This window comes from Planctomyces sp. SH-PL14 (genome assembly GCF_001610835.1).
Classification (GTDB): domain Bacteria; phylum Planctomycetota; class Planctomycetia; order Planctomycetales; family Planctomycetaceae; genus Planctomyces_A.
Window position 1 is genome coordinate 4,161,668 of the sequence record NZ_CP011270.1, and the last position, 25,293, is coordinate 4,186,960.

21 protein-coding genes are annotated in these 25,293 nt (G+C 66.5%); 12 read left to right on the plus strand and 9 right to left on the minus strand.

Going from position 1 to position 25,293, the window contains the following annotated elements; translation table 11 throughout:
• Positions 1 to 24 precede the first annotated feature (24 nt).
• A complete protein-coding gene (locus VT03_RS16055) occupies positions 25 to 705 on the minus strand; it encodes a response regulator transcription factor (RefSeq protein WP_075093912.1) in 681 nt (226 codons plus the stop codon).
• 910 nt (positions 706 to 1,615) lie between these two features.
• Here VT03_RS16055 and VT03_RS16060 point away from each other — a divergent pair.
• From VT03_RS16060 to VT03_RS16070, 3 genes are all read left to right on the plus strand, one after another.
• On the plus strand, positions 1,616 to 2,050 hold the full coding sequence (locus VT03_RS16060; RefSeq protein ID WP_075097147.1) for a carboxypeptidase-like regulatory domain-containing protein: 435 nt from the start codon (positions 1,616 to 1,618) through the stop codon (positions 2,048 to 2,050).
• Positions 2,051 to 2,115: 65 nt separating this feature from the next.
• The gene (locus VT03_RS16065) at positions 2,116 to 3,051 is read left to right on the plus strand and encodes a DUF1559 domain-containing protein (RefSeq protein ID WP_075093913.1); all 936 of its coding nucleotides are present in this window, start codon (positions 2,116 to 2,118) and stop codon (positions 3,049 to 3,051) included.
• A gap of 111 nt (positions 3,052 to 3,162) precedes the next feature.
• Positions 3,163 to 6,066: an FG-GAP-like repeat-containing protein gene (locus VT03_RS16070; protein WP_082846258.1), complete on the plus strand. Its 2,904-nt coding sequence runs from the start codon at positions 3,163 to 3,165 to the stop codon at positions 6,064 to 6,066.
• A 135-nt stretch (positions 6,067 to 6,201) separates the two neighbouring features.
• Here VT03_RS16070 and VT03_RS35105 read toward each other — a convergent pair whose 3' ends face one another.
• On the minus strand, positions 6,202 to 7,311 hold the full coding sequence (locus VT03_RS35105; RefSeq protein WP_315850214.1) for a GTP-binding protein: 1,110 nt from the start codon (positions 7,309 to 7,311) through the stop codon (positions 6,202 to 6,204).
• A 75-nt stretch (positions 7,312 to 7,386) separates the two neighbouring features.
• Positions 7,387 to 7,818, minus strand: coding sequence for a DUF721 domain-containing protein (locus VT03_RS32760; RefSeq protein ID WP_197489354.1), 432 nt, complete (start codon positions 7,816 to 7,818; stop codon positions 7,387 to 7,389).
• Positions 7,819 to 8,411: 593 nt separating this feature from the next.
• Here VT03_RS32760 and kdpF point away from each other — a divergent pair.
• The 7 genes from kdpF (at position 8,412) to VT03_RS16115 (ending at position 17,041) form a co-directional block, all read left to right on the plus strand.
• On the plus strand, positions 8,412 to 8,504 hold the full coding sequence (kdpF, locus tag VT03_RS16085) for a K(+)-transporting ATPase subunit F (protein ID WP_075093916.1): 93 nt from the start codon (positions 8,412 to 8,414) through the stop codon (positions 8,502 to 8,504).
• The gene (gene kdpA / locus VT03_RS16090; RefSeq protein ID WP_231870668.1) at positions 8,501 to 10,255 is read left to right on the plus strand and encodes a potassium-transporting ATPase subunit KdpA; all 1,755 of its coding nucleotides are present in this window, start codon (positions 8,501 to 8,503) and stop codon (positions 10,253 to 10,255) included. The genes kdpF and kdpA overlap by 4 nt, the downstream gene beginning before the upstream one ends.
• 128 nt (positions 10,256 to 10,383) lie before the next feature.
• Entirely contained in the window at positions 10,384 to 12,462 is a 2,079-nt protein-coding gene (kdpB, locus tag VT03_RS16095; protein ID WP_075093918.1) for a potassium-transporting ATPase subunit KdpB, read from the plus strand.
• Between the two features lie 113 nt (positions 12,463 to 12,575).
• Positions 12,576 to 13,145, plus strand: coding sequence for a potassium-transporting ATPase subunit KdpC (gene kdpC / locus VT03_RS16100; RefSeq protein ID WP_075093919.1), 570 nt, complete (start codon positions 12,576 to 12,578; stop codon positions 13,143 to 13,145).
• 183 nt (positions 13,146 to 13,328) lie between these two features.
• Positions 13,329 to 13,637, plus strand: coding sequence for a hypothetical protein (locus VT03_RS16105; protein WP_075093920.1), 309 nt, complete (start codon positions 13,329 to 13,331; stop codon positions 13,635 to 13,637).
• Positions 13,634 to 16,330 (plus strand): sensor histidine kinase, encoded by a 2,697-nt coding sequence (locus VT03_RS16110; protein ID WP_075093921.1) that lies wholly within the window; start codon positions 13,634 to 13,636, stop codon positions 16,328 to 16,330. Before VT03_RS16105 ends, VT03_RS16110 begins: the two co-directional genes overlap by 4 nt.
• 12 nt (positions 16,331 to 16,342) lie before the next feature.
• Entirely contained in the window at positions 16,343 to 17,041 is a 699-nt protein-coding gene (locus VT03_RS16115) for a response regulator (protein ID WP_075093922.1), read from the plus strand.
• 120 nt (positions 17,042 to 17,161) lie between these two features.
• Here VT03_RS16115 and VT03_RS16120 read toward each other — a convergent pair whose 3' ends face one another.
• Positions 17,162 to 18,127 carry an inorganic phosphate transporter gene (locus VT03_RS16120; RefSeq protein ID WP_075093923.1) on the minus strand — a complete coding sequence of 322 codons (966 nt, stop codon included), beginning with the start codon at positions 18,125 to 18,127 and terminating at the stop codon, positions 17,162 to 17,164.
• Between the two features lie 118 nt (positions 18,128 to 18,245).
• Positions 18,246 to 19,160, minus strand: a complete 915-nt coding sequence (locus tag VT03_RS16125; RefSeq protein WP_075093924.1) for a sulfurtransferase — start codon at positions 19,158 to 19,160, stop codon at positions 18,246 to 18,248.
• A gap of 278 nt (positions 19,161 to 19,438) precedes the next feature.
• Between VT03_RS16125 and VT03_RS16130 the strand changes: the two genes are divergently transcribed.
• Positions 19,439 to 20,044 carry a pyroglutamyl-peptidase I gene (locus tag VT03_RS16130; RefSeq protein WP_082846260.1) on the plus strand — a complete coding sequence of 202 codons (606 nt, stop codon included), beginning with the start codon at positions 19,439 to 19,441 and terminating at the stop codon, positions 20,042 to 20,044.
• A 7-nt stretch (positions 20,045 to 20,051) separates the two neighbouring features.
• On the opposite strand, the gene VT03_RS16135 is transcribed toward VT03_RS16130, so the two are convergent.
• Positions 20,052 to 20,762 (minus strand): CHAD domain-containing protein, encoded by a 711-nt coding sequence (locus tag VT03_RS16135; RefSeq protein WP_156514543.1) that lies wholly within the window; start codon positions 20,760 to 20,762, stop codon positions 20,052 to 20,054.
• Between the two features lie 413 nt (positions 20,763 to 21,175).
• Here VT03_RS16135 and VT03_RS16140 point away from each other — a divergent pair, with 413 nt between their 5' ends.
• The gene (locus tag VT03_RS16140) at positions 21,176 to 22,498 is read left to right on the plus strand and encodes a carbon-nitrogen hydrolase family protein (protein ID WP_075093927.1); all 1,323 of its coding nucleotides are present in this window, start codon (positions 21,176 to 21,178) and stop codon (positions 22,496 to 22,498) included.
• 94 nt (positions 22,499 to 22,592) lie between these two features.
• Here VT03_RS16140 and VT03_RS16145 read toward each other — a convergent pair whose 3' ends face one another.
• The 3 genes from VT03_RS16145 to VT03_RS34985 all read right to left on the minus strand — a co-directional run bounded on the left by VT03_RS16145 (position 22,593) and on the right by VT03_RS34985 (position 24,959).
• On the minus strand, positions 22,593 to 24,032 hold the full coding sequence (locus VT03_RS16145; protein WP_075093928.1) for a sensor histidine kinase: 1,440 nt from the start codon (positions 24,030 to 24,032) through the stop codon (positions 22,593 to 22,595).
• Positions 24,029 to 24,733 (minus strand): response regulator transcription factor, encoded by a 705-nt coding sequence (locus VT03_RS16150; protein WP_075093929.1) that lies wholly within the window; start codon positions 24,731 to 24,733, stop codon positions 24,029 to 24,031. The genes VT03_RS16145 and VT03_RS16150 overlap by 4 nt, the downstream gene beginning before the upstream one ends.
• Before the next feature lie 100 nt (positions 24,734 to 24,833).
• Positions 24,834 to 24,959, minus strand: a complete 126-nt coding sequence (locus VT03_RS34985) for a hypothetical protein (RefSeq protein ID WP_255378607.1) — start codon at positions 24,957 to 24,959, stop codon at positions 24,834 to 24,836.
• Between the last annotated feature and the right edge of the window lie 334 nt (positions 24,960 to 25,293).

Below are 25,293 nucleotides of genomic sequence, written 5' to 3' on the forward strand. Positions count from 1 at the left end.
ACGGCCGAGCCCGGCTCCGAACGATCAGCCTTCCGCCTTCTGCGAGGCCGGCTCGTCTTCGATCAGGTAGCCGAGACCGCGGCGGGTGGTGATGAAATCCTTGCCGAGCTTCCGTCGCACGTTGGAGACATGCACGTCGAGCAGGTTCGACATGCTGTCTTCGTACTCGTCAAACAGATGATTGTACAGCATCGGACGGGTGACGAGCTGCCCGCGGTGCAGGACAAGGAACTCGACGAGCGAATATTCCGTCGCCGTCAGGTTCGCGGACTCCCCCCCCTTGAGAACCTGCTTGGCCGCCAGGTCGATCCGCACATCGCCGATCTCGACCGTCGGCTTGGGGGTGTTGGCCGCCCGCCGGATGAGCGCCCGCAGCCGGGCCGAGAGCTCATCCATCTCGAACGGCTTGAGGACGTAGTCGTCCGCCCCGGCGTCGAGCCCCCGGACGCGATCCTGGAGCGCGTCGCGGGCGGTGAGCATCAGGACGGGGGTCTTCTTCTTCTGCCGCAGCTGGGCCAGCACGCTCCAGCCGTCGAGACGGGGGAGCATCACGTCGAGGACGATGGCGTCATAGTCCCAGGCCAGGGCCTTGGTCAGCCCCTCCTGCCCCTCCGTCGCCATGTCGACGGCGTAGCCATCATCGGTCAGGTACGACCAGATGGCTCGGAGCAGATCGGGTTCATCCTCGACAATCAGCAACCGCATGAAGGTCTCCAACGTTCATCAGGAATTGTGACGCCTCAAGGCGCCCGGGACACGCCCGGACCCTCAAGTCCTCCGCCGAACTCCTTGACTCCCAACAGTATGAATGAATTTCCCTACCTTCGACGACACCGCCGGCCCCGGGTTCATCCAGAATTGAAACACCGTCCGGGAGTGCTCCGGACCAACTTCATTCAGGTTAAAGGCTCCCTTGGGCCAACCGCAGAAAACAAGGAGAGCGGCCCACGGCAAATGACCGCTTCTCCCTGGAAACGGAAGGCGGGACGGATGTTTTTCCCTCCACGCGGCCCGCTCGAGGGCACGAGGCGATTCGTGCCCGGCAACACGGCGTGATCGGTGCTGTCGCCCCAGTTCGCCGGGACGAGTGGGCGACTTTCCCCCCAACCTCCGGTGCGGTCGATCATGCGTCCGCGCCGGGTGCGAGGGGACCGTAGGTGTTTCTCCTCCCTCCGGTTCTCGGCCCACACGTCTTCGACCACAGATTCCGACATGTTCGAGGGCCGGATCGAGAACGTGCGGGCGACGCTCGAGGAGTGCCGCTCCCCGATCACATGAGAGGCGTCACGCCACACCGGTCCGTCGATGCCGGCGCATGAGAAAAGATTGCCACCTTTCACATTCGTCACCGAAAAATGGCCCGTTGGGACGTCCACGGCAGCGGCATTTTCAATCCTGAGAACGCCTTCGTTGCCTGATCCTGACGTGGGCTGAACTTCCAGTGAATTGGTTCTTCTCGAACGCGTTGACACGCTGGAATCGCCCCGTAGGATGCCCGCCCCAGTTCGTCGGGTTCCGTCCGGTTCACGGACTTCTTCTCTTTCCCAATCTCACGTCCATGTCGTTCAAGTGCGAGACAGCTCTCGTGGCTCGTTGGCGGCTGCGCTCCCTTTGGATGTTGTGCTTTACCGTCGCATTGACGGCCCCGGGATGCGGCGGCAGCTCCGGCAAGAAGATTGACCGCCAGTCCATTTCAGGGAGCGTGACGCTCGACGGCGCACCGCTGGATCAGGGGACGATCCGCTTCGAGCCGATGAGCGACGTGAAGGAAAAGACCGCGGCGGGCAGTCTCATTCAGGCGGGACGCTATGCGATTTCCGCCGCCGAAGGACTCCCCCCCGGCAAGTACATCGTCTCGATCTCGGCCGTTGAGGGGGCCGCTTCGACGCCGGCCGCCGATCCCCAGGACGCGATGAACGCGGCGGCGAAGGAAACCCCCAAAGCGGATCGCATTCCCGCGAAGTACAACAAGAACTCGGAACTCGTCGTCGAGATCAAGAGCGGATCGAATCAACACGACTTTCCGCTGACATTGATGCAGCCCAAGTAGTCCGGAGCGCTCGCCGGATCATCTCGTCATCTCACTTCTTCTTTCGTCACTGCAAGGCGTCTGTCATGGCCACTCTCCGACGGCACGGGTTTACGCTGATTGAGCTTCTTGTCGTGATCGCCATCATCGCGGTCCTCGTGGCGATCCTCCTCCCCGCCGTTCAGCAGGCGCGAGAGGCGGCGCGGCGGAGCCAGTGCACCAACAACATGAAGCAGTTGGGCATCGCGATGCACAACTACCACGAGACGATGGGATCGCTCCCTATCGGCGCCGGGGGCGGCTTGGTTGCGCTGCCCGCCTCAGGGACTGTCGACGCGAGCCAGAGCGGTTATGTCTGGCTGCGGGCGATCCTTCCCTATATCGACCAGACCGCCAGTTACAACATGTGGGACGAGCGGTATCAGTACGCCGTCGGAAACAACAACAAGGTGATCCAGTCGCCGATTCCCGGGATGCGATGTCCCAGCGATACGGCCACGCAGCCTTGGAACAACACGCCGAACTACAACTACGCCGTCAACCTCGGGAACACGACCTACAACCGGACGAACCCGTTCAATGGCGTCGCTTTCGGGCAGTCGCCGTTTGACGCCACCACGGCGGCGGCGGTCCGATCCTACAAGTTTTCCGACATGGGGGACGGCGTTTCCAATGTCCTGCTGCTCGGGGAGATCCGCCAGGGACAGAACGGAACAGACCTTCGCGGCCTGATCTGGTATGTCCCTCACGTCGGCTTCACGGCCCACAATCCTCCCAATACGTCCGTCCCTGACCGGCTCAACGCGGGCTTCTGCGTCGCCGCCAACTCGGCCATTCAGCTCCCCTGTGCGGGCACGGATACGAACAACCCCACGATGTTCTCCGCCCGCAGCCGGCACGTCGGCGGGGTCAATGTTGTCCTCGGCGACGGCTCGGTTCGATTCGTTTCCGATGCCGTGAACCTCCAGACCTGGCGCGATCTGAGCACGATGTTCGACGGACGGGCCCTCGGCGAGTTCTAAGGTGCCGGGACGGGCAAACGAGGCTGGCCGCATGGAGCCGGCCTTGTTCCCGGAAGTCCCGGAGCCTCTGGCCCAGGTGATCGAGCGGGACTCGCGTTGCAGGCATCTCTGATGTGCTCTCGCTCTCGAAACCGCGGTGCGCTCCTGTGCATCGCGGTTTGCGTTTTGTCGCTGAGCCATTGCGGTCGCCCCTCCCGCCCGATGTCGCTCGACGAGATCCGGGCCGCCGTGGCTCGTGGCGACACGCGCGCTGCCGACGATGGCCTCGAACAGCTCCTGGCCCGGACCCCGGCTGATGCAGACGCCCGCCTCCTGGCCGCCAGGATGGCCGCCGCCCGCGGGTCGGCGGAGCGGTGCCGCGAACATCTGCAGCGCCTGCCGGATCGTCCCCCCGCGGAACAGGCCCCGCTGCTGACGGCGCTGGCGGCCGACCTGATTCCGCAGGGAGCCCTGACGGCCGCCGAAGCGGCGCTGACACGTGCGGTCGCGGCCGATCCCGCCTCCCTCCAGGCTCACGCCGATCTGGCGTACATCCTGGGGGTCGAAGGCCGCTGTTTCGAGGCGGCTCCGCACCTGCTCGCGGCGGTGCGCGGGGGAACCTACACGCCGCATCACCTCGTCCTGCTGGGAGCCAGCGATCCGGTCATTGACGATCCGGCACTCGTCGAGCGTTGCCTGAAGGCCTTCCCCCAGGATCCTCTCCCGCGGCTCGGGCAGGCGCGAACCGATCTCCGGCGCGAGCGGCTCGAAGCCGCCCGGGACACTCTCCAGCAGATCGTGGCGGTCTCACCCGACTGCGGCGAAGCCCAGGGACAGCTCGGCCGGGCGCTCTTCGCGATGGGCGCCCCGGACTTCCCGTCCTGGAGCGTCCGTGTCCCGACCGCGGCGGAGTTTCATCCCGAAGTCTGGGTCGCCCGGGGTCTCTGGCTCCAGCAGCACGACACCTCCGAGGCGGCCGCCCGCTGCTTCTGGGAAGCGGTTCGTCGCGATTCCGAACATCGACTGGCGCTCGCTCATCTGGCGCAGACTCTCTCGGCCCTCGGCCGGGACCAGGACGCAGCGACGTTTCGCCTGCGATCGGAGCGATTGAGGGAGCTGGCCCAGGTCGTCGATGACCTGTACGAAAAGCCCGACACCTCAGACCTCCTGCGCTCGGCGATGCGGCTGACGGAAGAACTGGGGCGCGACTGGGAGGCGAAGGGGTGGGCCGAACTGGCCGCCCGTTCCGGAGCCGACTGGGCGGCTCCAGCCGTTCAAAGAATTTCGGCCCGGATCGCGCCTCACATGGGACGCGTTGCGGAGGCGATGCTCCCCGCGGCTGCGGTCGACCTGTCTGGGTATCCCCTTCACGACTGGACCGCCGCGCCGTCCCGTGCTGTCGCCGAGGAGACCGGGGCGCCTCCGGACATCCGTTTCGTCGATCAGGCGACGAAGGCCGGGCTCATGATGGTCTACCGGTCGCGGGGCCCTCAGGACTCGGGCGAGATGCGGATGTACGAGACAACGGGCGGCGGCGTCGCCGTCCTCGACTACGACCGGGATGGACGCCCCGACCTGTACTTCACGCAAGGGGGAAGCCTGATCGCTTCGGACCAGCCTCCGGAGATGACGGATCGCCTGTTTCGGCTGTCGGACCGTTCGGCGTTTGCCGACGTCACATCGAAGGCCGGCGTTCACGAGACGTCCTACGGCCAGGGGGCCTCGGCCGGCGACGTCAACAACGACGGTTTTCCGGACCTGTATGTCGGCAACCTGGGAGGCAATCGACTGCTCGTCAGCAACGGAGACGGAACGTTCGACGATGTCACGGCGGCTGCCGGATTGAGCGGTGCCCACTGGACAACGAGCTGCCTGATGGCGGACCTGAACGGTGACGGAAACCCTGACCTCTACGACGTCAACTACGTCACGCCGGAGGATGCCGTGCGGGCCACGTGCCGGCATGGCGAGGAACTGCGGTGGTGCAGTCCCAGCTCCTTCACGGGCGATCCGGACGTTCTCTGGCTGAGCGACGGCGCCGGCGGATTCCGCGACGTCTCCAAAGAGGCGGGCATCGAAGTCCCCAACGGAAAGGGGCTCGGCATCGTGGCGGCCGATCTCGACCGATCGGGCCGCCTGAGCCTCTTCGTCGCCAACGACGCGGTGCCAAACTTCTTCTTCCAGAACGCGACCGCCTCTTCGGGCGACACGCCGCGGTTCGTTGAAGCAGCCATGGAGACCGGACTCGCGCTGGACGCGGACGGCATGCCCCAGGCCTGCATGGGGATCGCGTCCGGCGACCTGAACGAAGACCAGCTCCTCGATTTCTATGTGACCAACTTCTACGACGAGTCCAACACGGCGTACCTGCAGCAGTCCGGGGGCCTCTTCTCCGACGACACGCGGTCCACCGGGTTGCGGGAGCCCAGCCTGAAGATGCTGGGATTCGGAACGCAAGCGCTCGACGCCGACCTCGATGGCCGGCTGGACCTCGTCGTGACCAATGGACACGTTCTGGATCTGTCGGCTTCGGGGACGCCGTTCGAGATGCCGTCGCAGCTGTTCTGGAACCGGGGCCGCGGCCGGTTCCTGGAACTCAGCCGGTCGGCCGGGGAAGACTTTGCCCGGCCGGTCCTTGGACGAGGCCTGGCCCGGGTCGACTGGAACGGCGACGGCGCGGACGACTTCGTTGTCTCCCACATTCACTCGCCGGCAGCTCTGATGACGAATGCGAACGCCACCGGAAACGGAAGTGTGGGGTTCCGGTTTGTCAGCACCGGCGGCGCGCGAGACGCCATCGGCGCGACGATCCAGCTGAAGGTCGGAGGACGCGTTCTCACGCGGCAGCTCACCGGGGGGGATGGTTACCAGTGCACGAATGAGCGGCAGATTCTCGTTGGTCTCGGCAAGCAGAACCGGGCGGAGGAGGTCACGGTCCGCTGGATGTCCGGCGCGACGCAGCACCTGGGAGAGGTGCGGAGCGGCCAGACTCTTCTGATCGTCGAGAACCAGGGGGCGTGGCCGATTCCACGCTGAGATCCGAGCCCGCGCCTCGATGGGCGCTTCTGTCCAGAGGCTCGTGAAACACAGAGACACGAAGGACACAGCGACGCAGGCTCGGATGAGTCCGCGCGAGCGTCTCCGAGAGGCGACGGGCCTTCGCCGGGCGCGTCACCGCGTCGGGACCTCCAGCCACGTCCGCCAGGCGGGATCGATCGGGAGAGGGAGCCCGGGTGGCGGGAGCGCGGGGACCAGTCGATCACGAAGTCGAGCCAGAAGGTTCGGCACGCCCTCTCCCGTTCGGGCCGAGATCCTCTCGACTTCATTGAGCCGATCCGCCGGCCAGCGGATTTCGAGGTCCGACTTGTTGCCGATCCGCAGGGCGGATCGAGGGAGTTCACGCCAGAGCTGTTCGTCTTCGGGGGTCGGCGGCTCGCTCAGATCGAACAGGCCGATCACGAGGTCGGCCGCGGCGATCGCCGAATGCGTCCGCTGGACTCCTTGGCACTCCAGCGGATCGGCGGTCTCGCGGAGGCCGGCGGTGTCGGAGAACCGGACCGGCCAGCCGTCGATAGCCGTCTCGTAGGTCACGACGTCTCGCGTTGTCCCCGCGACGGCGTGGACGATGGACCTCGCGAAGCCGGCGATGACGTTCATCAGGCTCGACTTCCCGGCGTTGGGCCGCCCGCAGAGGACGACATTCCAGGGCTCGGTCAGATGGCGGGCGAACGACTCCCAGGCTGCGATCTCGGCGAGTCGCGACTGCCGGCGGTTGGGATCGGCTTGCTGCCGGAACCGCTCGATCTCGCGGGCCCACAGCTCCGCCTGGTCCACCAGAAGCAGAGCTGTCCGCTGTGTAGCGGCTCTCTGGAGGAGGGACTGACAGGCCGCGTCGACGGGCGAGTTCCAGAGCCATTCGGCCTGTGACGCGGGAACGACCTCGACCCCGATTGCGGCGAGGCTTTCGAGGATCCGGTCCACCGCGACGTTTCCGCCGTGGCAGTGGATCTCGAGCGAGTCCGGGCTCGTGCGGCAGACGACGACGTCCTCGCTCAAGAGAACCGCTTCGCTCGGCGAAGGGGTCTGCCAGTCTCCGTAGACGATCGCGTCGAGTGTCTGTTCCGTGAGCGGTCGTCCGTTTCGGGGGCGGAAGAAGCCGGCGGCGTCGAGCCGGGCCAGGTCTCCGTCGTAGCGGATCGATGCGACCGCCCCGCGTCCCGGAGCGGTGAGGCAGCAGGCACGGGAGGCGTTGGGAGTCGAGTGTGGAACGTTGAGCGACAGACGCGGGCCGAATGCTGAGGGCGGATGGAGCGGGGGTTCCGGGTCTTTGAACGCTAAACGCTCGACGGTCGGCCCTCAACGCTTCTTGAACTTGATGTCGCGGACTTTGAGGTGTGGGAAGTCGGTTTTGAGTTTGGCGAGGAGTTCGGTGCGGTGGAAGCCGACGAGTTCGCTGAGGAGGGCGGCGTTGGAGACGCCGACGTGGAGGACGCCGTTCTTGATGGCGGTGGCGCGGGTTCCGCGGCTGAGTTCGGGGCCGGCGACGGTTTGCCAGGCTTCCTGGAGTTGGCGGTCGCCCTGGATGCGGCCGTAGCCGCGGAGGGCGAAGAGGCGGGTGAGGATCGCCCCGATGTCCTGCGGTGGCGGGGACGGAGGGGGGGCGGGTCGTTCGGCGGCGGGGGTGGTTGGCGGGGCATGCCGGTTCCGGGGAGGGACATGGTCATTGGACGCCGGTGAAGTCGAGTCCGCAACCCCAACGTCCTGGCCGGACGGACTCCCATAGCTCAAACCCAACGTGCTACGGCCGCTGGGGTCAAGGGGGCCACGCCCCCTTGCCGCCGGAGGCACTTTCGATGAGGAACCGTCGTAAACAACGGATGTCCCCTTTGTGGAGCCGGGGTAGAGAACTCACCGCTCGCCCTGGAATCCCCGCGGGTTGGTGATGGGGCATCCGGCATGTGGTCCGCGCTTGGACACGCCTTCCTTCAGGCATCTCTCGACGGCCAGGCCTCCGGCGGGCAAAGGGCCAGAAACACAACACAGGCCCCTTGCATCCCCCACCAGGGGTACCCCCTGGACCCCGGTTGGGCTTTCATCTCGCGAGAAAACGCCGCCGCAGGTCCCGCCGCTACCACGGCTTACAGCGTCCTGATGCTTTCCTTACGCACCCCATCGCAGTCCTGACAGCATCCTTGCGCGGTCAGTCTTAGCATTCCGCCGATGACTTTGACCGACCCCGTTCTCCACCCCCAAGAATCCCTCAATGGACCTCCTCTATCTGGCGCTGACCTGCGGCTTCTTCCTCCTCACCGGCGGCCTCGTCATAGCCCTCGGGAAGCTCTGAAGCCCCCCTCTCCTCCCGTTTCCACGGAGCCGCTGTGATGTCCCCCCTCTATCTGATCAGTGTCGTGCTGGCGGTCGGCCTGATGGCCTACCTGCTCTTTGCGCTGCTCTTCCCGGAGCGTTTCTCGTGAATACCACCTCGTGGATGGAAATCGTCGCCTTCGTCGCCGCCCTCGTCCTACTGACGAAGCCGCTCGGCCACTTCATGGCCCTCGTCTATCAGGGAAGGCCCTGCGGCCTCGACAAGGTCCTGGGCCCCATCGAACGGCTCCTGTACCGCCTGTGCGGAATCGACCCGAAAGAAGAAATGGGCTGGAAGCCGTACGCCTTCGCGGCCCTCACGTTCAGCTTCGTCAGCACGCTGGCGGTCTACTTCCTCCAGCGGTTCCAGGCCTTCCTGCCGCTGAACCCGCAGGGGCTCGCGGCCCCGACGCCGGACCTGGCCTTCAACACCGCGACCAGCTTCGCAACGAACACGAACTGGCAGGCCTACAGCGGTGAATCGACGCTCAGCTACCTCACGCAGATGCTGGGGCTCAACGTCCAGAACTTCGTCTCGGCCGCGGCCGGGATGGCGGTCCTGGTCGCACTGATCCGCGGACTGACCCGCCGCAACGCGGAGACGATCGGCAACTTCTGGGTCGACCTGACTCGCAGCACGCTCTACATCCTCGTCCCGCTGTCGTTCGTCCTCGCGGTGGCGCTCGTCTCACAGGGCGTGGTCCAGTCCTTCTCGCCGGTCCGCGAGGTCGCGCTCGTCGAGAGCGTGCAGGATGCCGAAGGCAAGGAGGTCACGACCCAGAGCCTCCCGCTCGGACCGGCCGCGTCGCAAATCGCGATCAAGCAGCTCGGCACCAACGGCGGCGGGTTCTTCGGCGTCAACTCGGCCCACCCGTTTGAGAACTCGACCCCGCTCAGCAACTTCCTGCAGGTCCTGGCGATCCTGATCCTCCCCGCCGCTCTGTGCTACACGTTCGGCGAGATGGTCGGCGACACGCGGCAGGGCTGGGCTCTCTTCTCGGCGATGCTGCTGATCTTCGTTCCGTTCCTCCTCGTGTGCGTCTTCTCCGAAGCAGCCGGCAATCCCCGGATCGCCGCGCTCGGCGTCGACCAGACCTCTTCTGCCCTCCAGTGCGGAGGGAACATGGAAGGGAAGGAAGCCCGCTTCGGGATCGGCCCGTCAGCCCTGTGGGCGACGGTCACCACAGCCGCCTCGAACGGGAGCGTCAACGCGATGCACGACTCGTTTACGCCGCTCGGGGGACTCGTCCCGATGCTCCTGATGCAGCTCGGCGAAGTCGTGTACGGCGGAGCGGGAAGCGGACTGTACGGGATGCTGATGTTCGCCCTCGTGGCGGTCTTCGTCGCCGGCCTGATGGTCGGCCGAACGCCGGAGTACCTCGGTAAGAAGATCGAGGCCTACGAGATGAAGATGGCCTCGCTCGTGATCCTGTTCCCCTGCCTCGTGGTCCTGGTCGGGACCGCCGTCGCGGTCGTCCTGCCGGCGGGGACAGCAACGATCGCCAACCCCGGCCCGCACGGCTTCAGCGAAGTCCTGTACGCCTTCTCGTCCGCCGGAAACAACAACGGCAGCGCGTTCGGCGGCCTGGGGGTCAACAACCCCTTCTACAACGTCATGCTTGCCTTCGCGATGCTCATCTCCCGCTTCTGGCTGATGGTCCCGGCCCTGGCGATCGCCGGATCGCTCGCCCGCAAGAAACTCACCCCCGCCGGCTCCGGAACGCTCCCGACCCACACGCCGCTGTTCGTCGTGATGCTGGCGGGGATCGTCCTCCTCGTCGGCGCCCTGACCTTCGTTCCAGCCCTCGCCCTGGGCCCCGTCGTGGAGCATCTCCAGATGGTGCAGGGAGCGGGAGTCTAGGGACGAGCGTCTAGGGACTAGGGACCAGAGCGCTTCTCGGAATCGCGCGACAGGCAGTACCCCGAGGGTGCGGCCTCCCTCTGACTGAAAACTGATCACTGACGACTGAAAACTCACTCCTTCCAATCATGTCCACTCGAAAGAATCGTCCGCTGTTCGACCCGCCGATTGTCCGGCGGGCGCTTTGGGAATCGCTGCTGAAGCTCAACCCCCGGCATCAGCTCCGCAACCCGGTGATGTTCACCGTCCTCGTGGGGAGCGTCCTGACGACCGGCCTGTACGTGCAGGCCGTGGTCACACCCTCTTCCGCCGGCAACGACTCCCCCGGGTTCATCCTGGGTGTGTCGCTCTGGCTGTGGTTCACGGTCCTCTTCGCCAACTTCGCCGAGGCGATGGCCGAAGGCCGCGGCAAGGCCCAGGCGGACAACCTCCGCTCAGCCCGCCGGGACGTCATGGCCAAGAAGCTGAAGGAGCCGCGGCGCGATGCCCCGCACTCCGCCACCAGCGCTCCGGACCTCCGCAAGGGGGATGTGGTCCTGGTCGAGGCAGGGGACTTCATCCCCGCCGACGGCGAGGTTCTCGAAGGGATCGCCTCGGTCAACGAGAGCGCCATCACGGGCGAGAGCGCCCCGGTGATCCGCGAGAGCGGCGGCGACCGGAGCAGCGTGACCGGAGGGACGCAGGTCCTCTCCGATTGGCTGATCGTCCGCATCTCCGCCAACCCGGGCGAGACCTTCCTCGACCGGATGATCTCGCTCGTCGAAGGGGCCAAGCGGCAGAAGACCCCCAACGAGATCGCCCTCGACATCCTGCTGGCCGCGATGACGATCGTCTTCCTGCTGGCGTGTGCCACGCTCGTCCCGTTCTCGATCTACAGCGTCGCCGCCGCCGGCCAGGGACTGCCGATCAGCATCACGGTCGTGGTCGCTCTCCTGGTCTGCCTCATCCCGACGACCATTGGCGGCCTCCTCTCGGCGATCGGGATCGCCGGGATGGACCGGATGATCCAGGCAAACGTCATCGCCATGTCGGGCCGCGCCGTCGAGGCGGCGGGTGACGTCGACGTCCTGCTCCTCGACAAGACCGGGACGATCACGCTCGGCAACCGCCAGGCGGTCGAGTTCATCGCCACCGACGGCATGACGGTCGCGCAGCTGGCCGACGCCGCGCAACTCTCGTCGCTGGCGGACGAGACTCCCGAAGGCCGGAGCATCGTGGTCCTGGCGAAAGAGAAGTACGGCCTCCGCGGCCGCGAGCTCAACGACCACAACGCGATCTTCATTCCGTTCATGGCGCAGACCCGCATGAGTGGGGTGGACTTCGATGGCCGGCAGATCCGCAAAGGGTCCGCCGACGCCATCGAAGCCCATGTCACGCAGCGGGGCGGGACCTATCCCAAGATTCTGCGGGACCACGTGGAAGCGATCTCCAGGAAGGGAGGAACTCCCCTCGTCGTCGCCGAAGGGAACCGCCCGCTGGGAGTCATCTACCTCAAGGACATCGTGAAGGGAGGCATGAAGGAGCGGTTCGGTCAGCTCCGGACGATGGGGATTAAGACCGTGATGATCACGGGGGACAATCCCCTCACCGCCGCGGCGATCGCCGCCGAGGCGGGAGTCGACGACTACCTCGCCCAGGCGACCCCCGAGGCAAAGCTGAAGCTGATCCGCGAGTACCAGACTGGCGGCCGGCTCGTCGCCATGACCGGCGACGGAACCAACGACTCCCCGGCGCTCGCCCAGGCCGACGTCGCGGTCGCGATGAACAGCGGGACGCAGGCGGCCAAGGAGGCGGGGAACATGGTCGACCTCGACTCGAACCCGACGAAGCTGATCGAGATCGTCGAGATCGGCAAGCAGCTCCTGATGACCCGCGGGGCGCTGACGACGTTCAGCATCGCCAACGACGTCGCGAAGTACTTCGCGATCATCCCGGCGGCGTTCGCCACGACCTACCCGGTCCTGACGACGCTGAACGTGATGGGCCTCGCCACGCCCGCGAGCGCGATCCTCTCGGCGGTGATTTTCAACGCCCTGGTCATCATCTGCCTGATTCCGCTGGCCCTCCGCGGCGTGAAGTACCGCAGCGTCGGGGCGGCGACGCTGCTCCGCGACAACCTCCTGATCTACGGCGTCGGCGGCCTGATCGTGCCGTTCCTCGGCATCAAGCTGATCGACCTGGCGCTCGTCGCCGTCGGACTGGCCTGACGTCTGAGCTGGCAGCGTTCAGCTGTCAGCCGTCAGCGAGTTGACCTCCCCCGCGCTCAATCCTCGGCCGCCGCGGGAACGCGGCCCCCGAGACAGACCAAGAAAGCCTGATCATGCTCAAGACTCTTTGGAATGCCACCGCGATCCTGATCGGCCTGACGGTCGTGACCGGTTTCGTGTACCCCCTCTCCGTAACGGCGGTCGCCGCTGTCGTCTTCCCTCGCCAGGCGCAGGGGAGCGTGATCGAAGTCGACGGGAAGCCGGTCGGATCGGAGCTGATTGGCCAGCCGTTCGAGGATCCGAAGTACTTCTGGGGCCGCCCCTCCGCGACCGGACCGTTCCCGAACAACCCGATGGCGGGGAGCGGGACCAACCAGGGACCGACCAACCCCGTCCTCGTCGAGGCGGTCCAGGGACGGATCACCCGTCTCAAGGAGGCCGATCCGGGCAATGACAAGCCGGTCCCGGTCGATCTCGTGACCGCGTCGGGGAGCGGACTGGACCCGCACATCAGCCCGGCGGCCGCGGAGTATCAGGTATCGCGCGTCGCCCGCGTGCGGGGGATCGCTCCCGAAAAGGTCAAGGAGCTCGTCGCCGCCCACACCGAAGCTCCACAACTCGGCTTCCTGGGCCAGGCGCGGGTCCATGTGCTGAAGCTGAACCTGGCCCTGGACCGCCAGTAGCCCTCTCGCTCCGCGAGATGAGCTTCCGGGCGGCGTGTCCAAGTCACACCCGCGCTGCAATCTCCCCGCGAACTGAGGTCGCCGGAGCCGCATCGATAGCGCGGGCCGCGGGCTCATCTCGCGGAGCGAGATGGCTACCGACTTCACCTGTCACTCCCCAGCACCGCTTGGCTCCCGCAGCCGATGCCGAACCGCTCCGACCGCCTCACCATCCCGACCGCCAGCACCAACATCTCGCCCCCTCCTGTCGATCACTACGCCGCCTGGCGACGACCGTCAGGCCTCTGCCGCAGCCTCTTCGTCGGCCTCGCCCTGACCCTCCCCGGCGGACTGTTCGGCGCTCTGCTTGGCCTCGTCACCGGCACGTTCACTCTCGGCATCCTCGCCGGGGGATTGCTCGCCGCCGTCGCCGGGGCGACATTGGAAGCCCGATCGTCGGTCCCGCCGCTTTCACCGTCGCGCCGGTCCGACTCGAACACGAACACCCGATGACCCTCTCCTCTTCTCCCGCCGGCCGACCCGATCCCGACGCGCTGCTGGCCCGCGTCGCGGCCGAAGAGGCGAAGCAGGCCCGCGGCCGCCTCAAGATCTTCTTCGGCATGGCCCCCGGCGTCGGCAAGACGTATGCCATGCTCGAGGCCGCCCGAAAGGTCGCCAAGGAGGGAGTCGATGTCATCGTCGGCTACGTCGAACCCCACGCCCGGCCTGAGACTCAGGCCCTCGTCATGGGACTCGATCTCCTGCAGCGGCGGGAGATCACCCGCGGCGGCTCGACACTCTATGAGTTCGACCTCGAAGCCGCCCTGACCCGACACCCGCAGCTGATCCTCGTCGACGAACTCGCTCACACAAACGCCGAAGGCTCGACCCACGCCAAGCGCTGGCAGGACATCGAAGACCTCCTGGCCGCCGGGATCGACGTCTACACGACCGTCAACGTCCAGCACCTCGAAAGCCTCAACGACGTCGTGGCCCAGGTCACTTCGATCCCGGTCCGCGAGACCGTCCCCGATCACGTCTTCGAACAGGCCGACGAAGTCGAGCTGGTCGACCTCGCGCCGGACGACCTTATCGAGCGTTTGCGGGAGGGGAAGGTCTACGTCCCCGCCCAGGCGCGGCGGGCCATCGAAAACTTCTTCCGCAAGGGGAACCTGATCGCCCTGCGGGAGCTGTCGCTCCGCAAGACTGCCGACCGGGTCAACGCCCAGGCCCTCGACTACCGCAGCGAGAACGCCATCCAGCGGATCTGGCCGACTTCGGAACGGCTCCTCGTCTGCGTCAGCCCCAGCCCCTTCTCGGCCAAGCTCGTCCGCGGCGCGCGGCGGCTGGCCGGAAGCCTCCAGGCTCCGCTGACGGCGCTGCACGTCGTCTCCATCCGGAGTCCGCGGCTTTCCTCTGAAGACCGGCAGCGGCTCGACCAGAACCTTCGTCTCGCCGAAGAACTCGGGGCGAAGGTCGACACCATCACGGCCGACCGCTTCGCCGAAGGGGTCGTGGCCTACGCCCGCGAGCACAACGTCACCAAGATCGTCGTCGGCAAGCCGCAGGGGCGGAGCTTGCGGGACTGGTTCCGGGAATCGGCCATCGACGAGCTGATCCGCATCTCGGATGACATCGACATCTACGTCATCCGCGGCGAAGGAACCAGCCCGGCCCCGCCAGTGCGGAACCCCGTTTCGCGGCCGATCAACCACCGGGCCTATGCCCTGGCCCTCACGGCCGTGGCGGTCTGCACGGCGGTCGGCTGGCAACTGCGGACCATCCTCGCCCCGACCAATCTGGCGATGCTGTATCTGGCGACAGTCGTCGCCGTCTCGCTCGTTGGCGGCCGGGGACCGTCGATCGTCGCCACGATCGTCGGCGTGGCGGTCTTCGACATCGTTCTCGTCCCGCCCTACTGGACCTTCGCGGTCACGGACACCGAGTATCTCCTGACGTTCCTCGTCATGCTGACGACGGGCCTTGTCGTGAGCGAACTCAATGCCCGGATCCGTTCGCAGAACGTGCTTGTCCGGCAGCGCGAGCGACACACGGCGGCGCTCTACTCGCTGAGCCGCGAGCTGGCGAATCTCCCCACCGCGGACTCCGTCGCCGAAGCCGCCCGCCGCCGGATCCGGGAGGCTCTCGACATCGATGTGTGGATCGCCATCTCGGACGACGGCAAGACGCTCAAGGCTCCCGATCTCTCGCCCAGCCCGCTCCCCGCTCAGGACGAAGGGGTGGCGCGGTGGGTCCTCGAACATCGCCGTCCCGCCGGCCGCGGCACCGACACGCTGCCCGGGAATGCCGCGACCTATTTTCCCCTGCTCGTGACAGAGGGGATCGTCGGCGTCCTGGGGGTCCACTCCCGCCAGCCTGAGGGGCCGCTGCTGTCCGAGCCAATGCAGCTCCTGCAGGCGTTTGTCGGCCAGGTGGCGGGAGCGATCGAGCGATGCGGGCTCGCGCTCCAGGCGGAGAAAATCCGGCTCCAGATGGAAACCGAACGGATGCGGAACGCCCTCCTCAGCGCCGTCTCGCACGATCTGCGAACCCCGCTCGCCACGATCACGGGAGCGACGAGCCTCCTGGCCCAGTCCGATCCGCCGCTCCCACCCGAGACCCAGCGCGATCTGGCCCGGTCGGTCGTCGACGAAGCGGAGCGGCTGCACCGGCTCGTCACGAACCTCCTCGACCTGACGCGGCTCGAATCGGGGGCGATCCAGCTCAGCCGCGAACTGCAGCCGATCGAAGAGGTGATCGAAACCTCGCTGGCCCGGACCGAACGGCACTTTCCCGGACGGCCCGTCACGACCGAGATCGCGAGAAATCTCCCGCCCGTCTCGATCGACGCCATCCTGATCGAGCAGGTCCTCGTCAACCTGCTGGACAACGCCGACAAGTTCAGCCCGCCGGAGCTGCCGATTGTCCTGCGGGCCTTCGCCGAAGGGGACCGGCTTGTCGTCGAAGTCGAAGACCGCGGACCGGGCCTGCCGTCGGGCGAGGAGCAGCGAATCTTCGAGAAGTTCTACCGCGTCAGCCCGCAGGCCCACCGCGGCAGCGGGATCGGCCTCACGATCTGCCGCGGCATCGTCGAACTGCACGGAGGGACGATCGCCGCCCGGAATCGCGACGCCGGGACGGGAGCCGTCTTTCGTTTCACGATTCCGTTTGCGAAGCTGCCGGAGCCTCGGTACGCGGCCGAGTGAGTCGAGAGCCCCATGTCCCAGGACGCCCCCCGCATTCTCGTCGTCGAAGACGAACAGCCGATCCGGCGGTTCCTCAGCATCTCCCTGGAGTCGCAGAACTTTCGGGTGACCGAGGTCACGACCGCCGCGAAAGGACTCCAGAACGTCCTGGCCGAGCCGCCCGACGCGATCCTCCTCGATCTCGGCCTCCCTGACGGCGACGGCCTCGATCTCCTCCGCAAGATCCGCGAGTGGTCGCGGGTCCCGGTGATCGTCCTCTCGGCTCGCGGACACGAAGCGGACAAAGTGACGGCCCTCGACGCGGGTGCGGACGATTACCTGACGAAGCCCTTCGGAATCGGTGAGCTGACGGCCCGGATCCGGGTCGCCCTCCGGCACGCCGCCTCGCATGGCTCAACCGAGCCAGCCCCGGTCTTCCAGGTCGGCGGACTCAAGATCGACCTCACCCGCCGGCAGGTCCTCGTCGACGACGCCGAAGTCCATCTCACGCCGACGGAGTACCGGCTGCTCGTTGTCCTCTCGAAGAACGCCGGCAAAGTCGTGACGCACCGCCAGCTCCTCAAGGAGGTCTGGGGTCCCGACAGCGTCTACGAGCACCAGTACCTGCGGGTCTTCGTCGGCCAGCTCCGCCAGAAGATCGAAGCGGACCCCGCCCGGCCGCGGTACCTCAAGACGGAAACCGGGGTCGGGTACCGGCTGCTGGATACCTGACGGACTAAAAAGGATTAAACACCAAGACACCAAGGAGGCACAAAGAGCACGAAGAAGAGACGAGGCCATTCCCCTGCTTCTCCTCTTGGTGTCCTTGGTGCCTCCTTTGTGCATTGGTGTTTAACTCTTTCCGAGCAGGCCGACGACCCAGTAGCTGATCGCCGCCAGGAGCGCCCCGCAGGGGACGGTCGTGATCCAGGCCAGAAGGATCTCGCCGACTTTTCGCCAGTGGGCCTGGCGGGTCGTGATCCCGATGCCGAGGAGCGAGCCGACGCTGACGTGCGTCGTGCTGACCGGGAGGCTGTGGAAGCTGGCGGTCGTCACGAGACAGGCGGTCGAGAGGGAGGCGGCAAAGCCCTGGCCGGGGTTCATCGCCGTGACCTTCTTTCCCAGGGTCTCGGCCACCTTGTCGGCGTCGAGGAGTCCCCCGAGGGCGATCATGACCGCAACCGCCACGAAGCCCCATCGGACGTCGATCCCCGGCGCGACGAGCAGCAGGGCCACCATTTTCGGGGTGTCGTTGAGGCCGCGGGCGAAGCTGGCCGCGCCGGCGCTGAGAAAGTGGAGCGCGTCGAGCGTCGGAGTCCGGTGGTCGGGAGCGAGGCGGATCGCCCGCAGGATGAGGTAGATCAGACCGCCGAGGATCACGGCCACGACCGGACTGAAGAACAGCGGATAGAGGAAGAGTTTGCCCAGGGCCTCCAGATGGACTTCGCTCCCGCTGCCGGCGAAGCCTGCACCGGCGAGAGCTCCCGTCAGGGCGTGTGTGGTCGAGACCGGGAAGCCGAAGCGGGTCGCCAGGAAACTCGTCAGCGCCGCCCCGAGAGCCACGGCGCTGACGAACGACGGCGATTGCACGAGCGAGTCCGGGACGATCCCCCGGCCGCTGAAGGTCTTGAGCAGTCCGTGTCCCAGGAACGCCGCCGCGATCGAGCCGGCGAAGGTCATCGCCGTTCCCCAGTAGAGGGCCTGCCGCAGCGATGTCGTTCCGCTGCCGTAGAGCGACGCCACCCCTTTGAAGTTGGCGTTCGCCCCGTTCGTGAAGGCGACGAAGCAGACGGTCAGGATCAGGAACGCGGTGAACACGGCGACTCCGGCACGTGGGGACAATCACACCAGCCCGAAGCGCCAGCGAGGGAATCCGCCTTCGCCCCTCGCTTGCGCTTCTAGTATTGGACGGCCGTTCAAGACGGGCCTTCGCAGCCTACTGCGGCTTGTTCTCCTTCGTCTCGGCCGGGTGCTGCTTCATTGAGGCGTACTCCTTCCACGAGCCCTCGTAGAGCCGGACGTTCGGGTACTTGGCGACATGCCGCAGGTAGAACCGCAGCAGGCTCCCTTCGCGGGAGGTGCCGCAGTACACGAGAATCTCCTTGTCCGGCGTCAGACCGGCAGAGGCGAGTTCCGCCTTGACCTTCTCGAAGGGGAGGAACTTGTGGGTGTTGTCCTTCTCCATCAGGCGGGCCCAGTGGAAGCTGATCGCGCCCGGGATGTGCCCCTTACGGACCCAGATCTCATCATCGCCCAGATATTCGTTGTGCGGCCGGGCATCGACGAGGACGACGCCGGGCTTCCCTTTCCGCGACAGGACGTCTTCGACGTCGAGCGCGATCTCCGGCAGCATCTTCTCCGGAAGCGTTCCCGGAGCGTTGCCGAAGTACTCCTGCGTCACCGGCAGCTTTTCCTTCTTCCACTCGGGGAGGCCGCCGTCGACGATCCGGATGTCCTGCACGCCGAACTTCTCAAGGACATAGGCGACCATGCTGGCGCTGAGGATCTCGTCATTGGGGAGCTGCTCCCCGGTGGCGTAGATCAGATGCGTGCGGCTGCGGTCGACTCCCGCACGGATCAGCAGGGCCTTCGTGATGTCGTCCGGCAGATACTGGACCGGAACCCCGTGATCGGTTCCGCGGAGCGTGTCGAAGTTGATGTGATGGGCGGTCGGGAGATGGCCGCGGAAGTAGTCCTTGTAGCCGCCGCGGGTGTCGAGGACGATCGGCCGTTTGGCGGCGTCCGAGGCGTCGATGAGCTTCTTGGCCTCGACCGGGGAGATGATGTTGATCTCGGCGAAGGCGCTGTTCGCCAGCAGAAGGAAACCGATCGCGTAGACAAGCTGTTTCATGGGAAATCGATCGCAAACCGGGAGAATGAGAGCGACGCCGCGCCGACGCGCGACCAATCCGCGAAAGGACGCACCCCGAGGATGCGGTCCTCTCCAACAAATCGTGATTTGATGATAGTGACCCAGCCCCGCAGGGCAACGCGGGGAGGAAGAGGGAAACACCAAGACACCAAGGAGGCACAAAGGTTTGATTCCGGGGACGCGTGCCCCTTTGTGAACTTGGTGCGATCTTTGTGCCTTGGTGTTTCACCCCGGCCCCGCTGACGGACGTGGACGAAATGATGGAATCGACGATCAATCTCCTGCTGACCGGCTTCGGCCCGTTTCGGGACATTGCTGTCAATCCGTCGCAGCTCATGGCGGAACGGCTCGACGGTGCCCGGATCGGTGCTGTCCGGATCACGAGCCTGATTCTGCCGGTCGTCTTCGGGCAAGACCGCGATCTCGTCGGCGCGGCGATCGAGCGGCATCGACCCGCGATCGTCCTGTCCCTGGGAGTCGCGGCCCGCGAGCCGGGACTGCGGTGGGAGTCGATGGGCCGAAACCGGCGGCAGTCCGAAGAGGGGTTTCGGCCGATCCTCGCCGACGGGCCGGACGCCTATGCGTCCACGATCCCTCACGGTCCCGTCCTGGCCGCAGTGGAAGCAGCCGACGTCGCGATCCGGCTCAGTGACGACGCCGGAACGTACCTGTGCAACCACCTCCTCTACACAACACTGCATCTCGCGTCTCACGGGACGCATCGCTTTCGAGCCGCCTTCCTGCACATCCCCAGGGCGACCGAACACGCCCGGCCCGACGAGTCCTCGATGCCGCTCGACACGATCGAGCGCGGCATCCGGGCGGCGATCCAGGGACTCCAGCTGTCGCACCGGACAGCATGACTCGCACTCAGCAGCCGGGGGGATCGAGTCGCTTCCGCAGCCGGCGCCACCCGTGGACGCACTGTTCCAGATCTTCGGCCGGCGGCTCCAGTGCCTCGCCGTCGGTTGTGCTGTCCAGGCTATGCCGCGCCAGGATCTGCTGGTCGTTGAAGTCTCCGAGTGTCTGCAGGAGAGGACGGAGGGGCTTGGTCTTCTCGCCCATCCACTCCAGGGCGAAGCGGTAATCCCTCAGCTTCCGCCGCAGCCGGTGAGCCGACTCCGGGCTCGGACTGTTTCGAAGCTTCTTGCCGGCGGAGCGAACCTTGCGGAACAGACCGCACGCCGCGGCGCGGGCAGACTCGAAGTTGAGTGGCGGGACCTCTTCCAGATCCCGGACGAGGCGCTCCACGGCGGGGGACTGTAGCCGGCGAACGAGAAGAGTTCGTTGTCTCTCGATCTCCGCAACGAGTCCGACGGGGGTGGCCGATCCGAGTTGTTCGTGGACGACGTCCAGATCGCGAACCGCTCCGACTTCGCGGCGAAGGTCACGGAGGCGGGTTCGGAATCCGGTGTGGTCGGCGAGGCGGAGCCAGACCATGAGTCGACCGAGGGCACCGCGGAGTTCGTGGAGGCGCTCGGGCGAGGCGTCGTCGGGAATCGTCTTGAGCCACTGAGCGAAGCGGATCCGCCAGAAGTCATTCCGCAGCAGCAACGGATGAGGAGCGCGAGGCGGGATCATCCCGGAATCTTCGCAGATCGTGCCGGCCCCTGTCACGTCGTTGCCGGCGCGGCGTCCATTGCTCAAACCCGACGTGCCACGGCAGCCGGGGTCAAGGGGGTCTCACCCCCTTGCCGCCGGAGGCACTTCCATGAGGAACCGTGGTACGCAACGGACGACCGCTTTGTGGAACCGGCGTTGAGGAATCCCCCCTCGCTCTGGAATCCCCGCGGGTTGGTGAGGGGGCATCCGGCACCGCGTCCGCGTTTGGACACGACCTCCTTCAGAAATCTCTCGACGGCCAGGCCTCCGGCGGGCAAGAGGGCGTTGCCCCCTTGCATCCCCCACCAGGGTGCCCCTGGACCCGGTGATGACTCGCGGTGAGGGCCGGTTCCCCTTACCCTAATCAAGCGCTCGCTTCCCGGAGATCGGCCATGCGGATTCTTATGATCGTGGCGGCGCTCTGCGCCGCAGTGTCAGGGCTACATGCAGGCGAAACCTCCGCCTGGTCCACCAAAGCCCCCCGCGACGAAATCGCCCCCAAGTTCGAGCGGACAACCGCTCCGGACGGCGGCGACATCCTCGTCATCCAGTCCCTCGACTCCCCCGGGACCCACGGCTGGTGGACCCGGACCGAACCAGTCACCGGCGGCCAGTACTACCGCATCCAGGCGTTCTACCGCGGCCTCGAAGGGGACGCCGCCCGCCGCTCCGTCTCGGTCAAACTCCACTGGCGAAACGACGCCGGCCAGAAAGTCCGCCAGGACGCCGACGTCGTCACCTCCGAACTCAAGAACTACACCCCCAGCGCCGAAGCCGAACACCCCCCCACCCTGGGAACCGTCGACGGCTGGACTGAGATCAGCGCCGTCTACCGCGCCCCCGCCCAGGCGACCCAGGCCATCATCGAGCTCCACACCCTCTGGTCGCCCAAGGCCCGCGTCGAGTGGAGCCGCATCTCGCTCGTGAAGAGCGACCCGCCAGCCTCTCGGAAAGTCCGGCTGGCCGCGGTCCACTTCATCCCCAGCGGCAAGACCGCCAAGGCGAACTGCGAACAGTTCGCCCCCCTGATCGCCGACGCCGCCCGGCAGAAGGCGGACCTCGTCGTCCTCGGTGAAGTCGTCAACGGCGTCGGAACCGGCCCTGCGGATCAGACCGCCGAACCGATCCCCGGACCGAGCACAGACTACTTCGGTGAACTCGCCCGCCAGCACAAGACCCACATCGTCGTCGGCCTCTTCGAGAAGGCCGGAACGATCGTCTACAACTCGGCGGTCCTGATCGGGCCCGAGGGAAAGATCCTCGGCACCTATCGCAAGGTGACGCTCCCGCGGGAGGAGATCGAGCAGGGTGTCACGCCGGGGACGGAGTATCCGGTCTTCGACACCGCGCTCGGCAAGGTCGGGATGATGGTCTGCTACGACGGCTTCTATCCGGAGCCCGCGCGGGAGCTCTCGGCCAACGGCGCGGAGATCATCGCCTGGCCGGTCTGGGGCTGTAACCCGCTCCTCGCCGCCGCCCGGGCCTGTGAGAACCACGTCTACGTCGTCAGCAGCACCTACACCGACCGCAAGAGTGACTGGATGGTCTCCGCCGTCTTCGACCACACCGGCCACCAGCTCGCGACTGCCGAGACCTTCGGGACCGTCGCCGTCGCGGAAGTCGACCTCAGCCGCCCGACGCGGTGGCCGAGCCTCGGCGAATTCCGCGCCATGATCCCCCGCCACCGGCCGCTGCCCGTCGCAACCGGAAAGTGAACCGTAAGCAGCAAAGCCTCTTATCTGTGTGCATCTGCGTTCATCTGTGGCCCTTTCTCTTCCTTCGATTCGACGATCGCGACACAAGAGCGACTCAAGGAGCCTCCTTCGTTAGCCGGAGCTGAAACCGAGATCCGGGTCCGGACTTGGGCCGGCAATCGAGTTGTCCCCCCATCGCCTCCGCCATCCGGCGGGCGATCGGCAGCCCCAGTCCGGTTCCCGCTGCTCCCGTACGGCGGGCCTCCTCGGTGCGGACGAACGGCCGGAAGATCTCCTGCCGCTCGTCGTCCCGGACGCCGATCCCCTGGTCCTCGACGTCGATCGTGACCGAGGCGTCCTCGCCGGCGGCGCGAACAGTGACCGGCGTCCCCGGCTCGCTGTACTTGAAGGCGTTGCCGATCAGGTTGTCGACGATCTGCCGCACGTAGTCCGGCACCGCCCGGCAACGAAGCCCGCCGGCCGGCGGAATGATCGTGAGGTCGGCCGAGCGGGGAGAGGACTGCCAGCGCGCTCCAGCGGCCGCGAGCTGTTCTCCCAGGTCGACCTCCTGAAGATCGGCTTCGGCATCGCCAGTCGGCCGCGCCAGGAACAGCATCGACTCAATGATCTTCGACAGGTCGGCCGCCTGATTCCGGACCGTCTCGAGCGTCTCCGCGTACTCTTCGGCCGACCGCGGGCGGCGGAGGGCGACATCCGCGTGTCCCCGGAGGACGGTCACCGGTGTGCGGAGCTGATGAGCCGCCTCCCCCGCGAACCGCCGCTGCCGCTCGTAGGCGTCATAGAGCTGATCGAGGACGCCGTTGAACGTCTCTGCCAGGTCCGCCAGCTCATCCCGTGACGGGCCGACCGGCAGCCGCAGGTCGGTCGCCAGGGCATTGGTCTTCATCGTTCTCGCCGCGGAGGCCATCAGGCCGACCGGCGCCAGGGCCTTCCGGGTGAACCAGCGCCCCGCCAGCGCGGCGCCGGTCCAGCAGAGGACCGGCGCGGTGACGAGCAGCATCGCCAGCCAGGCCAGCGAGCGATGCAGATCATCCGTTGCGCGGGCGACGGTCACGATCAGCTCCGAACGTTCGAGGGGATCACGCAGCTCGCGGGCCTTGGGATGCGGCGCGGCGAGTCGGTACTGCAGGAACCGCCAGCGGCCATCGGGCGAGAGCCGCTCGGTCCCACGCCAGTCCCGGGCGAACTTCAGGATCGACTCGCTGTCGGCGGGGACGACCGTCGTCGGCGCGGCGGGGACCAGATTCCGCGAGGCATCCATCCGATCGCCCGCTTCGTCGACGACGACCCACCGGACATCCTCGACGCCCGTCTCGACACCGAGCGTCACCGTATGGTCGGACGGCTCCCACTTCACGTCGTCGTCCTCGACCTCGACCGCGGCCACGAGCGTGTTGAGCGAGGCCCGAAGCTGCTCATCGAACTGTCGGTCCAGGTAGGACTTCGCGGTGAGAAACAGCAGGACCGAATAGGTGGCCAACAGGACCGCCAGCGCGCCGAGGAAGAACGCCGAGACCCGCGAGACGAGCGTCACGATTCCCCGCCCTCCGCCTCGTCGGTTGCGGCCGCATCCAGGAGATAGCCCCGGCCCCGGCGGGTCTGGATCAGCCGCGGGCCCCAGGCTTCGAGCTTGCGGCGGATCTCCTTGATGTGGACTTCGAGGGTGTTCGAGAGCCCGTCGTAGTTCTCGTCCCACACGCTCTCGTAGATCCGGGTCCGCGACACGATCTTCCCGGCGTTCCGCATCAGGTACACGAGAAGTGAGAATTCCTTCGCGGTCAGGTCGATCGGATGCCCCGCGCGGGTCACCTTCTGCGTCGCGAGGTCGATCCGGATGTCCTGGAAGGTCAGCGCCGCCTCTTCCATCTTGGCGGGCCGGCGGAGCAGGGCCCGGACGCGGGCGAGGAGTTCTTCAAACGAGAAGGGCTTGCAGAGGTAGTCGTCCGCGCCGGCGTCGAGGCCGGTGACGCGGTCATGGATGCTGTCGCGGGCGGTCAGGAACAGAACGGGGGTGGCGCGGTCCTCTTCGCGGAATCGCCGCAGAACCTGGATGCCGTCTTCGCCGGGGAGCCACCAGTCGAGGAGGATGAGGTCCCACGGGCGGGACCGCAGCATCGCCGAGGCGGTCCGGCCGTCGGCGACGTGATCGACCGTGTAGCCCTCTTCCCGAAGGCCGCGGAGCAGGAAGTCGGCGATCCGCTGTTCATCCTCGACGACAAGCAGGTGGTGGCTCACTCAGGTCTCCTGTGACTCATGTCTCATTCTTCGAGGCGAAGCGGCGGGGCACAAGCGGTTGGCCGGTTCGTCTTCGGTCGATGGGGGACGACAGCCGGGCTCACGCGAACGTCCGGATGGCGAGGTCGGGCGTCCCGACCGTGCTGACGCACCACCGGACGATGACGACGACGAACGGGGCGAGCAGGATGGCGACGGCCGGCAGCCACAGGGCTCGTTCTTTCATGATGAGGCTCTTCAGGGCGGTCCGCGTTTCCAGGTCGCCAGTCAGTATCGAGGGGGGGCCTGAGACCTGACTGAAGCGAACCTGAAATCGGCTTTATCTTCGGCACGATGCCCGAAGCGTGTCCCCGCCGGCACGACTCCCATAGCTCAAACCCAATGTGCTACGGCCACTTGGGGTCAAGGGCCCAAAAAACAACACAGACCCCCTTGCCGCCGGAGGCGCTTCGATGAGGAACCGTGGTAAGCAACGGACGTCCCCTTTGTGAAACCCGCGGGTTGATGAGGGGGGCACCCGGCACGGTGTCCGCGCTTGGACACGTACTCCTTCAGACATC

Bases quoted from the DNA above. Each gene is read 5' to 3' on its own strand.
- VT03_RS16055 (WP_075093912.1), bottom strand. From the start codon at position 705: ATGCGGTTGCTGATTGTCGAGGATGAACCCGATCTGCTCCGAGCCATC.
- VT03_RS16060 (WP_075097147.1), top strand. From the start codon at position 1,616: ATGTTGTGCTTTACCGTCGCATTGACGGCCCCGGGATGCGGCGGCAGC.
- VT03_RS16065 (WP_075093913.1), top strand. From the start codon at position 2,116: ATGGCCACTCTCCGACGGCACGGGTTTACGCTGATTGAGCTTCTTGTC.
- VT03_RS16070 (WP_082846258.1), top strand. From the start codon at position 3,163: ATGTGCTCTCGCTCTCGAAACCGCGGTGCGCTCCTGTGCATCGCGGTT.
- kdpF (WP_075093916.1), top strand. From the start codon at position 8,412: ATGTCCCCCCTCTATCTGATCAGTGTCGTGCTGGCGGTCGGCCTGATG.
- kdpB (WP_075093918.1), top strand. From the start codon at position 10,384: ATGTCCACTCGAAAGAATCGTCCGCTGTTCGACCCGCCGATTGTCCGG.
- kdpC (WP_075093919.1), top strand. From the start codon at position 12,576: ATGCTCAAGACTCTTTGGAATGCCACCGCGATCCTGATCGGCCTGACG.
- VT03_RS16105 (WP_075093920.1), top strand. From the start codon at position 13,329: ATGCCGAACCGCTCCGACCGCCTCACCATCCCGACCGCCAGCACCAAC.
- VT03_RS16110 (WP_075093921.1), top strand. From the start codon at position 13,634: ATGACCCTCTCCTCTTCTCCCGCCGGCCGACCCGATCCCGACGCGCTG.
- VT03_RS16115 (WP_075093922.1), top strand. From the start codon at position 16,343: ATGTCCCAGGACGCCCCCCGCATTCTCGTCGTCGAAGACGAACAGCCG.
- VT03_RS16125 (WP_075093924.1), bottom strand. From the start codon at position 19,160: ATGAAACAGCTTGTCTACGCGATCGGTTTCCTTCTGCTGGCGAACAGC.
- VT03_RS16130 (WP_082846260.1), top strand. From the start codon at position 19,439: ATGATGGAATCGACGATCAATCTCCTGCTGACCGGCTTCGGCCCGTTT.
- VT03_RS16135 (WP_156514543.1), bottom strand. From the start codon at position 20,762: ATGATCCCGCCTCGCGCTCCTCATCCGTTGCTGCTGCGGAATGACTTC.
- VT03_RS16140 (WP_075093927.1), top strand. From the start codon at position 21,176: ATGCGGATTCTTATGATCGTGGCGGCGCTCTGCGCCGCAGTGTCAGGG.
- VT03_RS34985 (WP_255378607.1), bottom strand. From the start codon at position 24,959: ATGAAAGAACGAGCCCTGTGGCTGCCGGCCGTCGCCATCCTGCTCGCC.